Here is a 14,987-nt window from a genome sequence, read left to right on the forward strand (position 1 = left end):
CATGACCTTCCCGCTGCCCGAATCCAACCCCGAGGCGCTGAACCTCGATCCACGGCCGCTCGCCCGTCTCTGCGCCATCATCGAGCGCCATATCGGCGAGGGTCATCACCCCGGCGCGCAGGTCGCCGTTGCACGCCACGGCAAGCTCGCCCTCTTCCGTCATTTCGGCGAGGCACGGCTCGGCACGCCGGCGACGGCCGAGACGCTTTTCCTGATGTATTCCAACACCAAGGTCGTCACCGCTTCGGCGCTCTGGCTGCTGGCGGAGGAAGGGGCGCTCCGCTTCTCCGACCCCGTCGCCCTGCACGTCCCGGAATTCGCGTCCCATGGGAAGGGTGACATCACCATCCTGCAGCTGCTGACCCATCAAGGCGGCTTTCCCTCCGCGGTGGTGCCCGCCGAGTGCTGGGCCGACCATGCGCTGCTGCGCAAGACGGTGAGCGATTTCACCCTCGAATGGACGCCCGGCAGCCGCGTGCAGTACCACCCGACCGCCGCTCACTGGGTGGCGGCGGTGCTGGTCGAGGCCATCACCGGCCAGGACTTCCGCACCTTCATCCGTGAGCGCATCCTCGCCCCGCTCGGCCTCGCCGATGAGGTCATCATCGGCATGGCGGAGGCGCAGCTGCCCCGCGCCGCCGAGATCTACGACCCGAAGCAGGAGGGCGCCTTCATTCCTCGCGCGGCGGAGAACACCGCCGCCCACCACGCCGCCGGCATTCCAGGCGGCGGTGGCTACGGTACGGCGCGCGGCATGGCCGCCTTCTACCAGGCGCTTGCCCATGGGGGTGCTCTCAACGGCACTCGCCTCTTTTCCCCGCGCATGATCGAGTTCGTGACGCGCAATTTCACCGGCGACCGCATCGACGACTATATGGGCATCCCGATGCATCGCGGCCTCGGCCCGCATTCTCGCGGCGAGACGCCGGTCGCGCGGGGCCTGGGCACGATCGCCCATCCGCGCACCTTCGGTCATGGCGGCGTCGGCTCCTCCTATTGCTGGGCGGATCCGACGAGCGGAACATCCTTCGCGTTCTTCTCGAACTGCCGGCAGACCGAAGCCTTCCACAACCAGCGCATGGATGTGCTCAGCAGCCTCGCCCATGCCGCCATCCTGCCTGACTAGCCGAGCATCTCGCGGAAGGAGAGGGACATGGTCGTCACCGCCGCCTCGAAGCAGGGCTTCAGGGCGCGCGGGAACTCGATCCAGAGCGTGCCAATCATCCGTCCGTCCGCCGGGATCAGGCTGCGCCGGTAGAAGATCCGGCCAGCCATGAAGCCGGAGAGTACGAACCAATTATCCCTGGTGCGGCTATAGGTGATTTCGCCGCCGCTGTTCCCGGTGATGTCCTGGCGAGCTTCGGCCATCACCGAGACCAAATCCTGCCGCAAGCCGTTGGGGATCGCCGTCACCGTAGCGCTGGCCTGCCCGTCGAGGCTGACGAAGCGCACCGTGTCCAGCGCTGCCGATGCGAGCGAGAAACTGTCCGGGTAACGCATCCGCAGCCCAAGCTCCGGGCTACGCCAGTCCAGCACCCGCGATTCCGTCGGCAGGGTGCAGCTGAGGTCTGCCGCCCGCCCCGCCATGGGCAGGCTGAGCGCCAGCGCCACTACCTGGCGCCTGGTGCCTTTCAACCTCTGGCGACCATGGCTCCGTATTCGGGATGTCGCTCGATGTAACCTGCGACGAAGCTGCAACTCGGCACCACCGTCACCCCTTCGGCTCGCAACCTGTCCAGGGTGCCACGCACCAGGGCCGAGCCGATGCCTTTTCCTTCCAGCGCCTGAGGCACCTCGGTGTGGAAAAGTTCGACCGTATCGCCCTCTCGGCGATAGGCGATGAAGGCAAGCGCATCCCCGGCCGCGAGCTCGAAGTGCTGCGCCGTGGCATTGTCCCTGACCTGGCTCATGCTTCGTCGATCCCCCAAGCGCCGCGCTCGCGCTCGCCGCGGCGGATGATCTCGGCATTGGCGGCATCGATGGAGTGCTCGGAATCGGCACGCCGTTGCGACGCATCCGGCGTCAGCGCATTCTCGATCTCGGCCGCCGCGGCACGCAGCTGTGCCGCCGCTTGGCCCGGCACGCCATCACGCTCGGCCATGGCCAGGAGCGGCTGCAGCTCGTTCAGCAATGTCCTCAGATGATGGTGAAGTTCGCGGTCCATGCCGCTATTCCTCGCTGCCTGCCCTGGCTGAACGCGCGAGGGCTGCGAGAGATCGTCAAAGTCGGCCGGCCAATGATGGCCGGCCGCCTCTCCGCTTACCGCCTGGCGATGAAGCCGACGACCGCTGCGGTCACTGCCGCGCCGATCAGTCCCTTCTTCGCGTTCCGGCTGCGCAGCAGCGGGGCGAGCACCATGGCGCGGGAGGCGGTATCCCCCACTTGCCGCAGCGCATCGTCACGCACCCGTTGTGCCTCGACCTGGATCGGGTCCTCGGCATGCCGCGCAGCCAACCAGCCGAGCAGCGCCGCCACTACCAGATCGACGCCGGCGACGATGAGCGCCGCCGCTGTCCCGCTGCGCCCGTCGGCCAGCCAGATCAGCGCCGCGACATGCAGCATGACCAGCAGCATCAGCCCGAAGACCGCCGCCGCCGCGCCGAGCGCCGCCTGGATGGCGACTCCTCGGCCGGTGCGCTTCCACCGCAGCGTCTCGGCCTGCGCCGCAACGCGCAGGAGGCTGATCAGGCGCATGGCCGCTTAGTGCCGGTCGCGCGGATAGACGTAGGTATTGCCGCCCATCAGCCGGCCGATCAGGTAGCCGCCGAGGGCGGCGATGCCGATCGCCATCAGCGGCTTCTCACGCACGGTCTCGGAGATTGCGTCGGCCCGCTCCTCGACCGCCTCGCGGGCGCGGTTGGCATAGTCGGATACCTGGTCGGCCGCGCCGGCCAGCGCCGGCGTGACGCGCTCCTGCATCAGCCGCTCGACCTGGGCGCGCAGCTTCGCCAGCTCTTCCTGCGCGTCGGTGGAGACGCGGTCGGCGGAAGCTGCGGCCTGATCCTTGAGGCGGCGGGCGTCGTTGGACATGTCATTGGCAGCCGACATGGTTTTTCTCCTTGCGGGGTGGAAACTTGGCGCTGCAACGCGGCCTGGCGGCCGATGGTTCCACCCCTGGACGTTGACACTGTCAGGCCGGGCGGCGATGCCTTGGCAAGGGAAGGGACCGTGATGGACGTGCCGCTGCTGCGCCTCGAAGGCATCGCAAACAGAGCGGCCGGGCTGGAGGCGATCAACCTCGACCTCGCCCATGGCGAATGCCTGGCGCTGCTCGCCCCGGCCGGCGCCGGCAAGACCGCGCTGCTTCGCCTCGTCGCCGGCATCGATCGGCCGGATGAGGGGCGGGTGCTGCTTGCCGGGCGCCAACTCTCGGGCCTTGCGCCGTCGCAGCGCCCGATCGCCGTCTTCGACCCAGACCTTCCTGGCGGCCGCACGGTGCAGGAGGCCATTGCGCAACTCCTGCCCGGCTACGGCATCCCCGCCCGCGACCGCTCCGCCCGCATTGCCCGGGCGCTGACCGCCCTCGGCCTCGACGGTTTCGAAGGTCGCCGCATCGGCCAGCTCGGCCCGTTGCCGCGCCTCCGGGCCGCCTTCGCCCGTGCGCTTGCGCCGGAGCAGCCGCTCCTGCTGCTCGACGATCCGCTGGCCGGGCTCGACCCCGCGCCGCGCCGCGCCTTCGCCTTCGAGTTCAGGCGCATCGCCCGCCGCCTCGGCCTCACCATCCTGCTGGCGACGCGGGATGGGGAGGAGGCCATGGCGCTGGCCGACCGCATCGCCATCATCGAGGAGGGTGGAATCGCCCAGTGCGACACTCCCCGCGCCCTCTACGAGGAGCCCGCTACGGCCTTCATCGCCGGCCTGCTCGGCGAGAACAACCGCCTGCCCGGCACGGTCGAATGGCGGGAGGAGGCGGAGTGCGGCATTCGCCTCGATTGCGGCCCATCGGTCGAGGCCCGCATCGCCGATGCCGGCGGCCCAGGGAGCCGCTGCATCGTCGCCATCCGCCCGGACCGTGTTGCCGTCGCCGCCCTGCCGGCCGAAGAGATGGGCGAGGGCGCGCTGCCGGCGGCGCTGCGCGATACTGTCTTCCTCGGCGACCATGTCCGCCTGCTGATGGAACTCGGCGAGGGCGGGATGCTCATCGCCCGCCGTCCGCCTGGCACCCGCCTGCCGGTGCCCGGTGGCCCGGCCTCCGTTGCTTGGGATCCCTTTGCCGCCTTCGCCTACCGCGCGCTCCGCTGACCGGCCTTGGTTCCGGCCGGCGCCGCCCCATCTGCTCCGCGCAACAAACCGGAGGGACCGTCCTTGTCCACGCTGCTGAACCGCCGCTCCGCCCTGCTGGGCGGCGCTGCCCTGGCCAGCCTTTTCGCTGCCCCGCGAGCCTGGGCCCAGGCGCCCGCTTCCGCTCCTTCTGGCCCATTCACCCTGCCGCCGCTCCCCTATGCGGCCAATGCGAACGAGCCGCATATCGACGCGCAGACCATGGAGATCCACCACGGCCGGCACCACGCCGCCTATGTCGCCAACCTGAACGCGGCGGTGAAGGACCACGGCCAGGTCGCAGCCATGCCGATCGAGCAGATCCTGGCGAGGCTCGGCGAGATGCCGGAGGCGATCCGCACAGCGCTCCGCAACAATGGCGGGGGACACGCCAACCACGCGATGTTCTGGGGCATCATGGGCGGCAAGGGTGGTGCGCCGACGGGCGAGCTGGCCGAGGCGATCACCCGCGACCTTGGCGGCTTCGACAAGCTGAAGGGCGACTTCAACGGGGCTGGCGCCCGCGTCTTCGGTTCCGGCTGGGTCTTCGTCACCGTGGATCGCGCTGGCAAGCTGGCGCTGGCCAGCCGGCCCAACCAGGACACCCCGCTGATGGATGATGGCCGGGTGCTCATCGGCAACGATGTCTGGGAGCATGCCTACTATCTGAAGTACCAGAACCGCCGCCCGGCCTATCTGGAGGCCTGGTGGAACGTGCTCGATTGGGAGAAGGTCGCTGCCCGCTATGCCGCGGCCAAGGCCGGTTCATTGACGATCTAGGCCGCGACCGCCTGAGGCGCCGGTGCCGAAGGCATGGGTCGCGGTGTCGACCTGTGTGGGAACCGAGGGCGGGGGAGGGCGGTTCACCCCGCACTTCCCCCACGAATTCCGAGGTTCCCCATGCCGCAGCTCCGGCTGAAGCCGCTCAACCAGCAGACTATCGTCATCACCGGCGCCAGCTCCGGCATCGGCCTCGCCACTGCCCGCCTCGCCGCGCAATCCGGTGCCCGCGTCTTCCTCATCTCCCGCAACGGCGAGGCTCTTGAGAAGATCGTGCAGGAGTTGCGCAACCAGGGCGCGCGCGCCGACCATGCCGTCGCCGATGTCGGCAAGCTCGAGGAGCTGGAGGCTGCCGCCAGCAAGGTGCAGGAGGTCTTCGGCGGCTTTGACTCCTGGGTGAACGATGCCGGCACATCGATCTATGGTGAGATCGAGAAGGTCCCGCTTGCCGATCACCATCGTCTCTTCGAGACCAACTACTGGGGCGTCGTCCACGGCAGCACCATCGCGGCGCGTGCGCTGCGCCAGCGCGGCGGTGGTGCTATCGTCAATATCGGCAGCGTTCTCTCTGACCGGGCCATGATGCTCCAGGGCCCTTATTCCGCAACGAAGCACGCCGTCCGCGCATTTACGGATGCGCTCAGGATGGAGCTGGAGCGCGACGGGGCGCCTATCAGCGTCACGCTCATCAAGCCCTCCGGCATCGAGACCGGTTTCCAAGACCATGCCCGCAACTACCTGCCGAGCGAGGGCGTCCGCGTTCCGCCGCCGGCCTATGACCCGAAGCTCGTCGCCCGCGCCATCCTGCATGCCTGCGCCCATAAGCGGCGGGAGTTGGTGGTCGGCTTCGGCGGCCATGCCATCGCGCTGATGGGTGCGCTCTTCCCCCGCACCACCGACCTGGTGATGGAGGCGGTCGGCTACCCGGCCCAGGTCAGCAGCAAGCGCCCGAAGGCGAGCCGCGTCGACAACCTCTACCAGCCGCGCGAGGACGGCACCGAGAAGAGCCTCACCCGCCCTGTCGCTCCGGTGCGGAAGACCAGCCTCTTCCTTGAGGCCCAGCTGCATCCGGCGATGACCGCGGCGGCGCTCGCTGGCCTTGGCGCGCTGGTGATCGGCATCGGTGCCGCCCGGCGGATGGGCGGCGGGCGCGTCCTCATCCCTGGCCAGCGGCCGGTGCGCCGGCTCGCCCGCGAGGCGCGGCGACGCGTCGGCGGCATCTTCTGATGCCGCACCCGGCTCTCGTCCCGGGCGCCGTCGCCGTCGTCACCGGCGGCGCCGCGGGTATTGGCTTCGCGGCCGCCACCCGCTTTGCGCAGCAAGGGTTGCATATCGTCCTCGCCGATCTCGGCGAGGACCGCTTGGTCAGGGCGGCGGCCGCCATCGTCGAGGCAGTGCCCGGTGCAGAGGTGATGACGCAGCCCTGCGATGTCGCCGACCCCGCCCAGGTCGCGGCGCTGGAGGCCGCGGTGCGCGAGCGCTTCGGCGGCACGGACGTTCTGATGAACAACGCGGGCATCCAACCCGGTAGCACCATCTTCGGCCCGCCCGGAACCTGGTCTCGCATCCTGCAGACCAATCTCTGGGGCATCATTCATGGCAGTCAGATCTTCGTGCCGCGGATGATCGAGCGTGGTCGCCCGGGCCTCGTCATCAACACTGGCTCGAAGCAGGGCATCACCACGCCGCCCGGCGACCCGGCCTACAACGTGGCGAAGGCCGGCGTTCGCGCCTTCACCGAGGCCTTGCAGCACGAGTTGCGCAACACCGAGGGCTGCAGGCTCAGCGCGCATCTGCTCATTCCCGGCTTCGTCTTCACCGGCCTCACCGCCAACGGCCGCACGGAGAAGCCCGCGGCCGCCTGGACGCCGGAGCAGACGGTGGATTTCATGCTGGAACGCCTCGAAGCCGGCGACTTCTACATCCTCTGCCCCGACAACGACGTGCCGCGCTGGCTGGATGAGCGGCGCATCCTTTGGTCGGCAGGCGACATCGTCGAGAACCGTCCGCCCTTGTCGCGCTGGCACAAGGACTATGCTGAGGCCTTCGCGGCTTTCGTCAAATCCGGCCCTCGATCGCCCTGAGCGCTTCCGCTCAAGGTCGGCTGTCGCATACGGCGGCCCGACTTCAGAACAACAGGCCTTTCTTCAGCATGCCGTGCACGCCTTTCTCGCCGTTGACCGTCTGGGTCACATGGAAATCGACGGCGAGCGAGCAGAGCTGGTAGGCATCCGCCGCCGAGAGGTTGGTGCGCGAGACGATGAAGGCGATCATCTCGCGCAGCGCCTGCTTCATGGCGAGGTCGAGATCCTCGTGCATCCCCATGCTGATGAAATGCGTCGGCGTCTCTGCGCGCGGGAAACGCAGCACCGGGTCCTTGGCGCCGCCGCCTTTCTCTAGGCCGAGGCGGAAATGCCCGGTCAGGCAGATCTCCAGCGCATTGATGCAGACCTCGCCATCGCCCTGCACGCCATGCCCGTCGCCGGCCGAGAAATTCGCCCCCGGCACGAAGACCGGCAGGTAGAGCGTCGTCCCTGCCACCAGCTCCTTGTTGTCGAGGTTGCCGCCATGCGCCCGCGGCTCCTTGGTGGAGATGGTGCCCCATTCCTCGGGTCCTGCGACGCCCATCACCCCGAAGAAAGGCGCGAGCGGCAGGGTGATGCCAGGCCCGACCGGCACCTTGCAGGTCATCGCCTGCTTGTCGACCGGGATGTGCAGCACCCGCTTGTAGGGGAAGTCCTCTGGCAAGGTGCCCGCGAGCGGGCGGAAGGCGCAGAAGCCCCAGTCGGCGCCCAGGTCGATCCGCTCAATATCGACGCGCAGGCAATCCCCCGGTTCGGCGCCCTTCACCGCGACCGGGCCGGTGAGGATATGCGGCCCGTGCCGCGTCGGCGGCGCGGCATGGATGGCGGCGAGGCGCGGCGGGATGGCAAGCCCGCTCCCCGCTGGTGGCATCACGTCCGGCGCGCCGGAGACGCATTCGAGGATGACGAGGTCGCCGGGGTCGACAGTCTTCACGGGCGCGAAGGAGGCGTCGAACCCGCCCCAGCGGATGTTCTCGAGCGTCGGTTCGATATGGTGCGTCGCGGGCAAGCTACGGTCCTCCTCGAATCGGCGCCATGGCATCACGGGGCGCCGGATGCCTGCAAGGCCTCCCGCAGCCGGCGCTGATCGGCCGGGCAGACCTCGCCCAGACGCTCGTATTCGGCCCGGCTGTCGATCCGTCCATGTGCTGTCTCGCGGGCATCCCGCATCCCGGCGAGGGCCGGCTCGATCGCCTGCCGCAGGCCCTCCTGCAAGGCCGCCATCGCCTCGTCGAAGGTGGCGCCACGCCCCTCGGCCCGCATCGCCCAGGCTTCCGTCGCCGCCCGTGCCCGTGCCGCCGCGGCGTGCAGCGTGCGCCGGTTCACCGCCACATGGCGCCTCTCATGCGCCAGAACCTCGCGCCAGAGGCAGCCGCCGCGCGGAATCTCCCCGGCGATGCGGATCAGATGCTCCGTTTGCAGCAGGCCGAGCGCGATCCGCGCCGGCCGGGCGCAGACCCCGCCCGCATCCTCGCGGTAGCGGGTCTCGATCTCGCTCTGCCATTCGACGCGGGAGGTGGTCAGCGCCAGGTGGTGCAGCCCTGGGCTGCGCGGCTGCCCCGACTCGCCATGGAGCCCGTCGATGCCAAGCGAGTGGCTGACCACCGGTGCAGGGTCGGTCACGGTCATGCGGATCTCCGGCCGTCCGGTGGGGCAGGGCGGCACACCCTCCGCATGAGCGGCGCCTGCCGGCAGCAGCAGAAGCGCTGCGAGCCAGCGCGAGCTCAGAGCCAGCCCTTGCGCTTGAAGTAGATGATTGGCAGCACCGCGGAGACCACCATCAGCCCCAGCGCCATGGGGTAGCCAAAGCTCCATTTGAGCTCTGGCATCATCTCGAAATTCATGCCGTAGATACTGGCGAGCAGGGTCGGCGGCATCAGTGCGACGGAAGCCACGGTGAAGGTCTTGATAATGGCGTTCTGCTCGACATTGATGATGCCGAGCACCGCGTCGAGCAGGAAGTTCGCCTTGCTGTTCAGGAAGTTCGCATGCTCGACGAGCGAGCGCACGTCGCGCACCAGCGTCTTGATCAGCGGCTGGTTCTCACGCCTGACCGCGATCGCCTTCTCAGCGGTGAGGAAGGTGAAGATGCGCGACAGGCCGAGCAGCGTCTCGCTTGCCCGGGTCGTCACCTCTCCCACCTGGCCAAGGGTGATGAGCGCGTCCTTCAGGTCGGCATCCTTGGCGGTCGCCTTGACCTTGGCCTTGGCGGTGCGGAATGCGGCCTGGCTGGCGCGGTCCATCTCGGCGGCGATGCGCTCCAGTATATCGGCCAGCCGGTCCACCACCTGCTCGAACAGATGCAGCATCACCCCGTCGGGCGAGGTCAGTAGTTGCACCGGCGTCCGCTGGCAGCGGGCGGAGAAGACGGCGAAGGCCTTCGGTGTCGCGTAGCGGACCGTCACCAGCACCGCATTGCCGAGAACGAAGGTGATGGCCGTCGAGCCCAGTTCGCCCCCCTCGACCCCATAGAGGAAGGGCGCGGTGAGGAAGAGCGTGTCGTCCTCCTTGTAGAGGCGCGAGGAGCTTTCGATCTCCTGCATCTCCTCGCGCGTCGGGATTTCGAGGCGCAGCGCGTCCTGCACCTGCCGCTCCTCCTCGGGCGTCGGCGTCAGCAGGTCGATCCAGATGGCGCGGCCGAGGCTCTCGGTCGCCTGTGCGCCCTCGCGCACGACGAGCTGTCCGGCCTCGACGGTATAGGTGGTCAGCATGATGGCTCCCCGGCCGGTCGGGCCAGGGGCTTCTACCCGCGCCCGCGCCAGGAGTCACGAGGGCGCTGCCGCTGGCCCGCCCCTTGCTCCCCAGCCGGTGATCCAGGGGATTTGCCATGCTCAAGCGCGGTTTGCAGGTTTTGGCGGCAGGGCTCTGCCTCGCCATCGGGCAACTGGCCCCTTCGGCCCGGGCGGAGGGCTGGCCCAGCCGCCCGATCCGCATCGTCGTCGTCTTCCCGCCCGGCGGTGCCTCCGACATCGCCGCCCGCGTCCTCGGCGAGGCGCTTTCGCCCCGCCTCGGCCAGCGGGTGGCCGTGGACAACCGCCCCGGCGCCGGCGGGACGCTGGCCGCCGCCCATGTCGCGCAGCAGCCGGCCGATGGCACCACCCTGATGCTGAGCAACACCGCCCCGATCGTCACCTCGCCGCCGCTCTACTCGCGGCCGGGTTATGACCCGATCACCTCCTTCACCCATATCGCCTATATCGGCGCGACGCCGATGGTGGTGGTCACCAACCTCCAGGTCCCCGCCGCCGACCTCAAGGGGCTGATGGCCTGGATGCGCGCCCAGCCGCAACCCGTCACCTTCGGCAGCTCGGGCGCTGGCTCGGTCGGCCATGTGGTCGGGACGATGTTCACGCAGCAGACCGGCATCCCGCTGAACCACGCGCCCTATCGGGGCTCGCAGCCGATGCAGGCAGACCTGCTCGGCGGCTCCATCCTGCTGTCCTTCGACACATTGCCGGAGAATGTCGAGAACATCCGCGTCGGACGGCTGCGCGCCTATGCGGTGACGGTGCCGGCGCGCGCGCCGAGTGTCCCCGAGGTCCCGACCGTCGGCGAGGCCGGCCTGCCCAACCTCCTCGCACATAACTGGCTCGGCCTGAGCGGCCCGGCCAACCTGCCGCCGGAGGTCACCGCGCGCCTGCACGACGAACTCAACCTCCTGCTCCGGACCCCGGCGATCCAGGAGCGGCTGGCCGGCGTCGGCATCATCACCGGCACCAAGACGCAGCCGGAATTCGCGGCCTATGTTGCGGATCAGGTAAACACGATCGGCGGCGCCGTCCGCGCCATGGGGATCAGGAATGACTGAGGAGGACGCGCTTCGCCGCGCCATTGCCCTCTCGGCCGAGGCCGCGGCGACGCCGGGCTGCGAGCCCTTCGGCGCCGTGGTGCTGCGTGCGGGCGAGATCGTCGGCGAGGGCTTCAACCGCTCGCGCAGCAAGCTCGACCCGACCTCCCATGGCGAGACGGAGGCGATCCGCGACGCTTGCGCCAAGCTCGGCACGCTCGACCTCACCGGCTGCGCGGTGGCGACCTCCTGCGAGCCCTGCGCCCTCTGCGTCGCAGCGATGCAGATCGCCGGTATCGGGCGCGTGGTCTATGCCGCGTCGCTCGCCGACAGCGCCCGGACGCTGGCCGGTGTGCCGAAGGAGCGCCGCCGCGGCGGTGATGTCGCCGCCCTTCGCCGCGAGGCCGGCGCGCCGATCGGTCAGGGCCGCATCCCCGCCCGGCAGGCGCTGGTGGCGGAGGCGGTGGCGGTGTTGGAGGCGTGGGCGAAGGGCTAATATCAAATCCCGTTAATCAGAACCCATACAGTAAAGCGGCCCGGTTAAGGACGGAGCGTGCTGCTGCGGGGCGCCCCGCCGCCGCCAATAGGTTGGTCTCACTGGGACTTGGTATAACCTCCTTCGCCCGGAGGACCGCCCACCATGCCGCCCAGCCTCGACTTCATCGCCGAAGCCCGTTTCGACGTCGCCGCGCCCATCATCCTCGGCCCCGGCCCGCAAGGAGAGCGCCGCGTCGTCCCGATCCTCGGCGGCCGCATCGCCGGGCCGCGGCTCGAGGGGGAGGTGCTTCCCGGCGGCACCGACCACCAGCTCATCCGGCCGGACGGCGTCACGGAGATCGTCGCACGCTACGCGCTCCGCCTCGCCGATGGGACGCTGGTCCATGTCGTCAACAGCGGCCTTCGCCACGCCGCGCCGGCGGACATGGCCCGGCTGCTGCGGGGCGAGCCGGTGCCGCCCGAGCGCGTCTATTTTCGCACGACGCCGGTCTTCGAGACGGCCGCGCCTTCCCATGCCTGGCTGCATCGGCAGGTCTTCGTCGGCTATGGCGAGCGCCAGCCGAGCGCCGTCATCATCCGCATCTACGCCACCTGACGGCCTACTCGATCGCCCGGAACCCCGTTGCCCGCACCACCTCCGCCCAGCGCGCGGTCTCCGTCCGCATCAGCGTGGCGAAGTCGCTCCGCCCGGCCGGCGAGAGGCGGAACCCGGCCTCCTGCAGGCGGATGCGGAGCGCCGGCGCCGCCATGGCCCGCAGCACCGCCGCCTCGATCTCGGCGGCGAGCGGGCCTGGTGTCGCCGCCGGCGCCACCAGACCGAACCAGGCGCTGATCGAAAGCGCTGGCCGCCCTAGCTCCGCCATCGTCGGAATGCCGGGCAGCAAGGGGGAACGCTCCGGCCCGGTCACCGCCAGCGCCTTCATCCGCCCCGCCTGCACGTGCGGCGCGACTGCGGCGATGCTGCCGAACATGCCCTGCACATTGCCGTTGAGCAGCGCGGCCACCGCATCCGCCGTCGCACGGAAATGCACCGCCTCGACCGTCACCCCCGCCGCCTGGCCGAGCATGGCGGCGGCGAAATGCCCCGGGCTGCCAGCGCCGAAGGTGCCCATGTAGAGCGCGGACTGGCCCTTGCCCCAGGCGAGGTAGCCGTCGAGATCGGTCGCCGGCAGCCCCGGCGGCACGACCAGGGCGAAATCCACCGAGGCCAGCTCGGCGACGGCGGTGAAGTCGCGCGCCGGATCATAAGGAAGTCGGGCGTAGGTGCTGGGCGCCATGGCGAGCTGCGCCACCTCCCCGAGCAGCAGCGTCGAGCCGTCGGGCGGCGCCGTCTTCGCCACCTCCTGCGCCGCGATCAGCCCGCCCGCGCCCGGCTTGTTGTCGACGACGATGCCGGCCGGCCAGGCCTCCCTCATTCCTTCCGCCAGCAGCCGCCCGAGCAGGTCGGGCCCCGTCCCGGCCGGGAAGCCGAGCAGGATGCGCAGCGGCCGGTCGGGCAGTGCACCCAGGGCAGGAAAGGGGAAGGCGGCCGCGCCGGCCAGCACGGAACGCCGCCGCAATGCGCGCGAGATCATGGACGGAAGCTCCCCTGGCGCCAGGCGCCTTGTTTCGTTGCCGGGAGAGCCAAGCAAAGCCGACCCTGAGGGTCAACCGCTACCCGAAGGTGCCGAGCAGGTCCTCCACCTGCGCTGCAGTCAGCTCGCGCGCATCCTGGCCGCGCAGCAGCAGGGCGAGCTTGGCGGCTTCCTCCAGCTCCTCCGCCGCAAAGACCGCATCGTCGAGCGTCTTGCCGCTGACGACCGGCCCGTGATTGGCGAGCAGCACCGCCCGCGCATCCCGGGCCGCTGCGGCGATGGCCGGCTCCATCGCCGCGTCGCCCGGCCGGTAATAGGGCACGACCGGCAGCACGCGCCCGATGCGCATAACGAAATAGGGCGTCAGCGGCGGAATCGGCGCCGGCTCGCCGGGCCTGGCGAGGCAGGCGATCGCCGTCGCATGGGTCGAGTGCAGGTGCACCACCGCCCCAGCCTCCGGCCGCGCATCGAGGAAGGCGCGGTGCATGAAGACCTCCTTCGAGGGCTTGTCGCCGGAGACGTGCCGGTACTCCCGGTCGAGCTTGCTGATCCGCGCCGGATCGAGCCGCCCCAGGCAGGAATTGGTCGGCGTCATGAGGAAGCCGTCCGGCAGCCGGACGCTGATGTTCCCCGCCGACCCGACCGAGAAGCCGCGTCCGAAGAGCAGCCGGCCATGTGCCGCGATCGCCTCGCGGATCTCATCCTCGCTCATTGCCCGAACGCCTTCAGGAAGAAGTCCCGCGCTCCGAAATTCCCACTCTTGAGCGCGAGATGCAGGCCGGGGGTTTCGGCGAAGGTCCAGGGCACGCCAGGGTCGATCTCCGCCCCGATGCGAAGGCTCCTGACCCCGAGCCGCGACACCACCGCCCCAGAGGTCTCGCCGCCGGCCACCACCAGCCGCCCGATGCCCTGCGCGACCAGCGCCTCGGCGATGCCCGCCAGCACCTCCTCGACCAGCGCGCCCGCCTTGTCGCGGCCCAGCCGCGCCTGCAGGGCCTGCACCTTCTCGGGCGGCGCCGAGGCCGCGATCACCACCGGCGCCTCGCCGAGCTTGCCCTTCGCCCAGTCCAGCGCCTGCCGCTGCAAGGCCGCGACATCCGGGTTGGCGAGCACGTCGAGTTCGAGGGTATGGGCATGGTCGCGCGCATAGCCGATCTGCCCGAGCGTCGCCCGCGAGCAGGAGCCTGCCAGCACCGCCGCATGCCCGCGCATCGGCGGCAGCTCCGCCGCCGCGGCGCCGCGCTCCGGCAGCCGCCCCTCGCAGCGGAAATTGGCCGGCAGGCCCATCGCCACGCCGGAGCCGCCGGTGATCAGCGCATGCCCTGCCGCCGCCTCGCCGATCGCCAGCAGATGCGCATCCGTCACCGCATCGACGATGGCATAGCGCCGGCCGCTCTCCTTGAGGCCCGTCATCGCGCGGCGGATCGCCGCCGCACCCTGCTCGACGGTGGCGAAGGGCACTAGCCCCACCGTCCCATCCGTCTGGCGCGACAGCACGCGGACCAGGTTGGCGTCGCGCATCGGGGTCAGCGGATGGTTCTCCATCCCGCTCTCGTTCAGCAGCTTGTCCCCGACGAAGAGGTGCCCCTGGAAGACCGTCCGCCCATTGGTCGGGAAAGCCGGGTTGGCCAGGGCGAAGCCGCAGTCCAGCCGCCGCACGAGCGCATCGGCCACGGGGCCGATATTGCCCTCGTCGGTGCTGTCGAAGGTCGAGCAGTATTTGAAGAAGACCTGCCGCGCCCCCGCCTTCAGCAGCGCCTCGCAGGCGGCGAGGCTCTCGCTGACCGCCTCGGCCACGGGCGCCGTCCGTGACTTCAGCGCGACGATGACGGCATCCGCCTCCGGCAGCGGGCCGTCGGGGACGCCGATCACCTGCACTGCCGTCATGCCGCCCTTCACCAGCGTATTGGCGAGATCGGTGGCGCCGGTGAAATCATCGGCGATGCAGCCGAGCAGCGGCATGGTGAAGCCCTCCCTGTGGTCGGGCCACACTCCGCGAAGCGC

At 70.0% G+C, this 14,987-nt stretch carries 19 protein-coding genes; 8 read left to right on the plus strand and 11 right to left on the minus strand.

Annotation, left to right across the window (positions count from 1 at the left end; all coding sequences use genetic code 11):
* Position 1: 1 nt before the first annotated feature.
* Positions 2-1,126, plus strand: a complete 1,125-nt coding sequence (locus tag EP26_RS21030; protein ID WP_169747440.1) for a serine hydrolase domain-containing protein — start codon at positions 2-4, stop codon at positions 1,124-1,126.
* On the opposite strand, the gene EP26_RS32195 is transcribed toward EP26_RS21030, so the two are convergent.
* From EP26_RS32195 to EP26_RS35060, 5 genes are all read right to left on the minus strand, one after another.
* Entirely contained in the window at positions 1,123-1,611 is a 489-nt protein-coding gene (locus tag EP26_RS32195; RefSeq protein ID WP_052389455.1) for a hypothetical protein, read from the minus strand. The genes EP26_RS21030 and EP26_RS32195 overlap by 4 nt on opposite strands.
* A 20-nt stretch (positions 1,612-1,631) precedes the next feature.
* The gene (locus EP26_RS21040) at positions 1,632-1,910 is read right to left on the minus strand and encodes a GNAT family N-acetyltransferase (RefSeq protein ID WP_043341596.1); all 279 of its coding nucleotides are present in this window, start codon (positions 1,908-1,910) and stop codon (positions 1,632-1,634) included.
* Positions 1,907-2,164: a hypothetical protein gene (locus EP26_RS21045; RefSeq protein WP_043341598.1), complete on the minus strand. Its 258-nt coding sequence runs from the start codon at positions 2,162-2,164 to the stop codon at positions 1,907-1,909. The genes EP26_RS21040 and EP26_RS21045 overlap by 4 nt, the downstream gene beginning before the upstream one ends.
* A gap of 95 nt (positions 2,165-2,259) precedes the next feature.
* Entirely contained in the window at positions 2,260-2,694 is a 435-nt protein-coding gene (locus EP26_RS35055; protein ID WP_043341600.1) for a phage holin family protein, read from the minus strand.
* A 6-nt stretch (positions 2,695-2,700) separates the two neighbouring features.
* Entirely contained in the window at positions 2,701-3,048 is a 348-nt protein-coding gene (locus tag EP26_RS35060) for a DUF883 family protein (RefSeq protein ID WP_052389456.1), read from the minus strand.
* 123 nt (positions 3,049-3,171) lie between these two features.
* On the opposite strand from EP26_RS35060, the gene EP26_RS35065 reads away from it, so the two are divergent.
* The 4 genes from EP26_RS35065 to EP26_RS21075 all read left to right on the plus strand — a co-directional run bounded on the left by EP26_RS35065 (position 3,172) and on the right by EP26_RS21075 (position 7,124).
* Positions 3,172-4,242, plus strand: coding sequence for an ABC transporter ATP-binding protein (locus EP26_RS35065; RefSeq protein ID WP_043341601.1), 1,071 nt, complete (start codon positions 3,172-3,174; stop codon positions 4,240-4,242).
* Positions 4,243-4,305: 63 nt separating this feature from the next.
* A complete protein-coding gene (locus tag EP26_RS21065; RefSeq protein ID WP_084112715.1) occupies positions 4,306-5,040 on the plus strand; it encodes a Fe-Mn family superoxide dismutase in 735 nt (244 codons plus the stop codon).
* A gap of 120 nt (positions 5,041-5,160) precedes the next feature.
* Positions 5,161-6,267: an SDR family oxidoreductase gene (locus EP26_RS21070; protein ID WP_084112717.1), complete on the plus strand. Its 1,107-nt coding sequence runs from the start codon at positions 5,161-5,163 to the stop codon at positions 6,265-6,267.
* Positions 6,267-7,124 (plus strand): SDR family NAD(P)-dependent oxidoreductase, encoded by an 858-nt coding sequence (locus tag EP26_RS21075; protein WP_043341602.1) that lies wholly within the window; start codon positions 6,267-6,269, stop codon positions 7,122-7,124. Before EP26_RS21070 ends, EP26_RS21075 begins: the two co-directional genes overlap by 1 nt.
* A gap of 43 nt (positions 7,125-7,167) precedes the next feature.
* On the opposite strand, the gene EP26_RS21080 is transcribed toward EP26_RS21075, so the two are convergent.
* The 3 genes from EP26_RS21080 to corA all read right to left on the minus strand — a co-directional run bounded on the left by EP26_RS21080 (position 7,168) and on the right by corA (position 9,835).
* Positions 7,168-8,133 (minus strand): acetamidase/formamidase family protein, encoded by a 966-nt coding sequence (locus EP26_RS21080; RefSeq protein ID WP_043341639.1) that lies wholly within the window; start codon positions 8,131-8,133, stop codon positions 7,168-7,170.
* Between the two features lie 32 nt (positions 8,134-8,165).
* Positions 8,166-8,753 carry a hypothetical protein gene (locus EP26_RS21085; RefSeq protein ID WP_043341603.1) on the minus strand — a complete coding sequence of 196 codons (588 nt, stop codon included), beginning with the start codon at positions 8,751-8,753 and terminating at the stop codon, positions 8,166-8,168.
* A 95-nt stretch (positions 8,754-8,848) separates the two neighbouring features.
* Positions 8,849-9,835: a magnesium/cobalt transporter CorA gene (corA, locus tag EP26_RS21090; protein ID WP_043341604.1), complete on the minus strand. Its 987-nt coding sequence runs from the start codon at positions 9,833-9,835 to the stop codon at positions 8,849-8,851.
* Positions 9,836-9,951: 116 nt separating this feature from the next.
* Here corA and EP26_RS21095 point away from each other — a divergent pair, with 116 nt between their 5' ends.
* The 3 genes from EP26_RS21095 to EP26_RS21105 all read left to right on the plus strand — a co-directional run bounded on the left by EP26_RS21095 (position 9,952) and on the right by EP26_RS21105 (position 12,004).
* Positions 9,952-10,932, plus strand: a complete 981-nt coding sequence (locus EP26_RS21095) for a Bug family tripartite tricarboxylate transporter substrate binding protein (protein ID WP_043341605.1) — start codon at positions 9,952-9,954, stop codon at positions 10,930-10,932.
* Positions 10,925-11,407 carry a nucleoside deaminase gene (locus EP26_RS21100; RefSeq protein WP_043341606.1) on the plus strand — a complete coding sequence of 161 codons (483 nt, stop codon included), beginning with the start codon at positions 10,925-10,927 and terminating at the stop codon, positions 11,405-11,407. Before EP26_RS21095 ends, EP26_RS21100 begins: the two co-directional genes overlap by 8 nt.
* Before the next feature lie 144 nt (positions 11,408-11,551).
* Positions 11,552-12,004, plus strand: a complete 453-nt coding sequence (locus tag EP26_RS21105; protein ID WP_043341607.1) for a DUF3237 domain-containing protein — start codon at positions 11,552-11,554, stop codon at positions 12,002-12,004.
* 4 nt (positions 12,005-12,008) lie between these two features.
* Here EP26_RS21105 and EP26_RS21110 read toward each other — a convergent pair whose 3' ends face one another.
* The 3 genes from EP26_RS21110 to otnK form a co-directional block, all read right to left on the minus strand.
* The gene (locus tag EP26_RS21110; RefSeq protein ID WP_052389458.1) at positions 12,009-12,983 is read right to left on the minus strand and encodes a Bug family tripartite tricarboxylate transporter substrate binding protein; all 975 of its coding nucleotides are present in this window, start codon (positions 12,981-12,983) and stop codon (positions 12,009-12,011) included.
* Positions 12,984-13,062: 79 nt separating this feature from the next.
* Positions 13,063-13,695 carry a 3-oxo-tetronate 4-phosphate decarboxylase gene (gene otnC, locus EP26_RS21115; protein WP_043341609.1) on the minus strand — a complete coding sequence of 211 codons (633 nt, stop codon included), beginning with the start codon at positions 13,693-13,695 and terminating at the stop codon, positions 13,063-13,065.
* The gene (otnK, locus tag EP26_RS21120) at positions 13,692-14,945 is read right to left on the minus strand and encodes a 3-oxo-tetronate kinase (protein WP_043341611.1); all 1,254 of its coding nucleotides are present in this window, start codon (positions 14,943-14,945) and stop codon (positions 13,692-13,694) included. Before otnK ends, otnC begins: the two co-directional genes overlap by 4 nt.
* Positions 14,946-14,987: the final 42 nt, after the last annotated feature.

Origin of the sequence: Belnapia moabensis DSM 16746, assembly GCF_000745835.1 — a bacterium.
Classification (GTDB): domain Bacteria; phylum Pseudomonadota; class Alphaproteobacteria; order Acetobacterales; family Acetobacteraceae; genus Belnapia; species Belnapia moabensis.

What these genes read in the sequence shown, in the direction of transcription:
- EP26_RS21075 (WP_043341602.1), top strand. Translation starts at nt 6,267, where the DNA reads ATGCCGCACCCGGCTCTCGTCCCGGGCGCCGTCGCCGTCGTCACCGGC.
- EP26_RS21070 (WP_084112717.1), top strand. Translation starts at nt 5,161, where the DNA reads ATGCCGCAGCTCCGGCTGAAGCCGCTCAACCAGCAGACTATCGTCATC.
- EP26_RS21105 (WP_043341607.1), top strand. Translation starts at nt 11,552, where the DNA reads ATGCCGCCCAGCCTCGACTTCATCGCCGAAGCCCGTTTCGACGTCGCC.
- EP26_RS21110 (WP_052389458.1), bottom strand. Translation starts at nt 12,983, where the DNA reads ATGATCTCGCGCGCATTGCGGCGGCGTTCCGTGCTGGCCGGCGCGGCC.
- EP26_RS35065 (WP_043341601.1), top strand. Translation starts at nt 3,172, where the DNA reads ATGGACGTGCCGCTGCTGCGCCTCGAAGGCATCGCAAACAGAGCGGCC.
- EP26_RS21100 (WP_043341606.1), top strand. Translation starts at nt 10,925, where the DNA reads ATGACTGAGGAGGACGCGCTTCGCCGCGCCATTGCCCTCTCGGCCGAG.
- EP26_RS21040 (WP_043341596.1), bottom strand. Translation starts at nt 1,910, where the DNA reads ATGAGCCAGGTCAGGGACAATGCCACGGCGCAGCACTTCGAGCTCGCG.
- otnC (WP_043341609.1), bottom strand. Translation starts at nt 13,695, where the DNA reads ATGAGCGAGGATGAGATCCGCGAGGCGATCGCGGCACATGGCCGGCTG.
- EP26_RS21045 (WP_043341598.1), bottom strand. Translation starts at nt 2,164, where the DNA reads ATGGACCGCGAACTTCACCATCATCTGAGGACATTGCTGAACGAGCTG.
- EP26_RS21030 (WP_169747440.1), top strand. Translation starts at nt 2, where the DNA reads ATGACCTTCCCGCTGCCCGAATCCAACCCCGAGGCGCTGAACCTCGAT.
- EP26_RS35055 (WP_043341600.1), bottom strand. Translation starts at nt 2,694, where the DNA reads ATGCGCCTGATCAGCCTCCTGCGCGTTGCGGCGCAGGCCGAGACGCTG.
- otnK (WP_043341611.1), bottom strand. Translation starts at nt 14,945, where the DNA reads ATGCCGCTGCTCGGCTGCATCGCCGATGATTTCACCGGCGCCACCGAT.
- EP26_RS21095 (WP_043341605.1), top strand. Translation starts at nt 9,952, where the DNA reads ATGCTCAAGCGCGGTTTGCAGGTTTTGGCGGCAGGGCTCTGCCTCGCC.
- EP26_RS35060 (WP_052389456.1), bottom strand. Translation starts at nt 3,048, where the DNA reads ATGTCGGCTGCCAATGACATGTCCAACGACGCCCGCCGCCTCAAGGAT.
- corA (WP_043341604.1), bottom strand. Translation starts at nt 9,835, where the DNA reads ATGCTGACCACCTATACCGTCGAGGCCGGACAGCTCGTCGTGCGCGAG.
- EP26_RS21085 (WP_043341603.1), bottom strand. Translation starts at nt 8,753, where the DNA reads ATGACCGTGACCGACCCTGCACCGGTGGTCAGCCACTCGCTTGGCATC.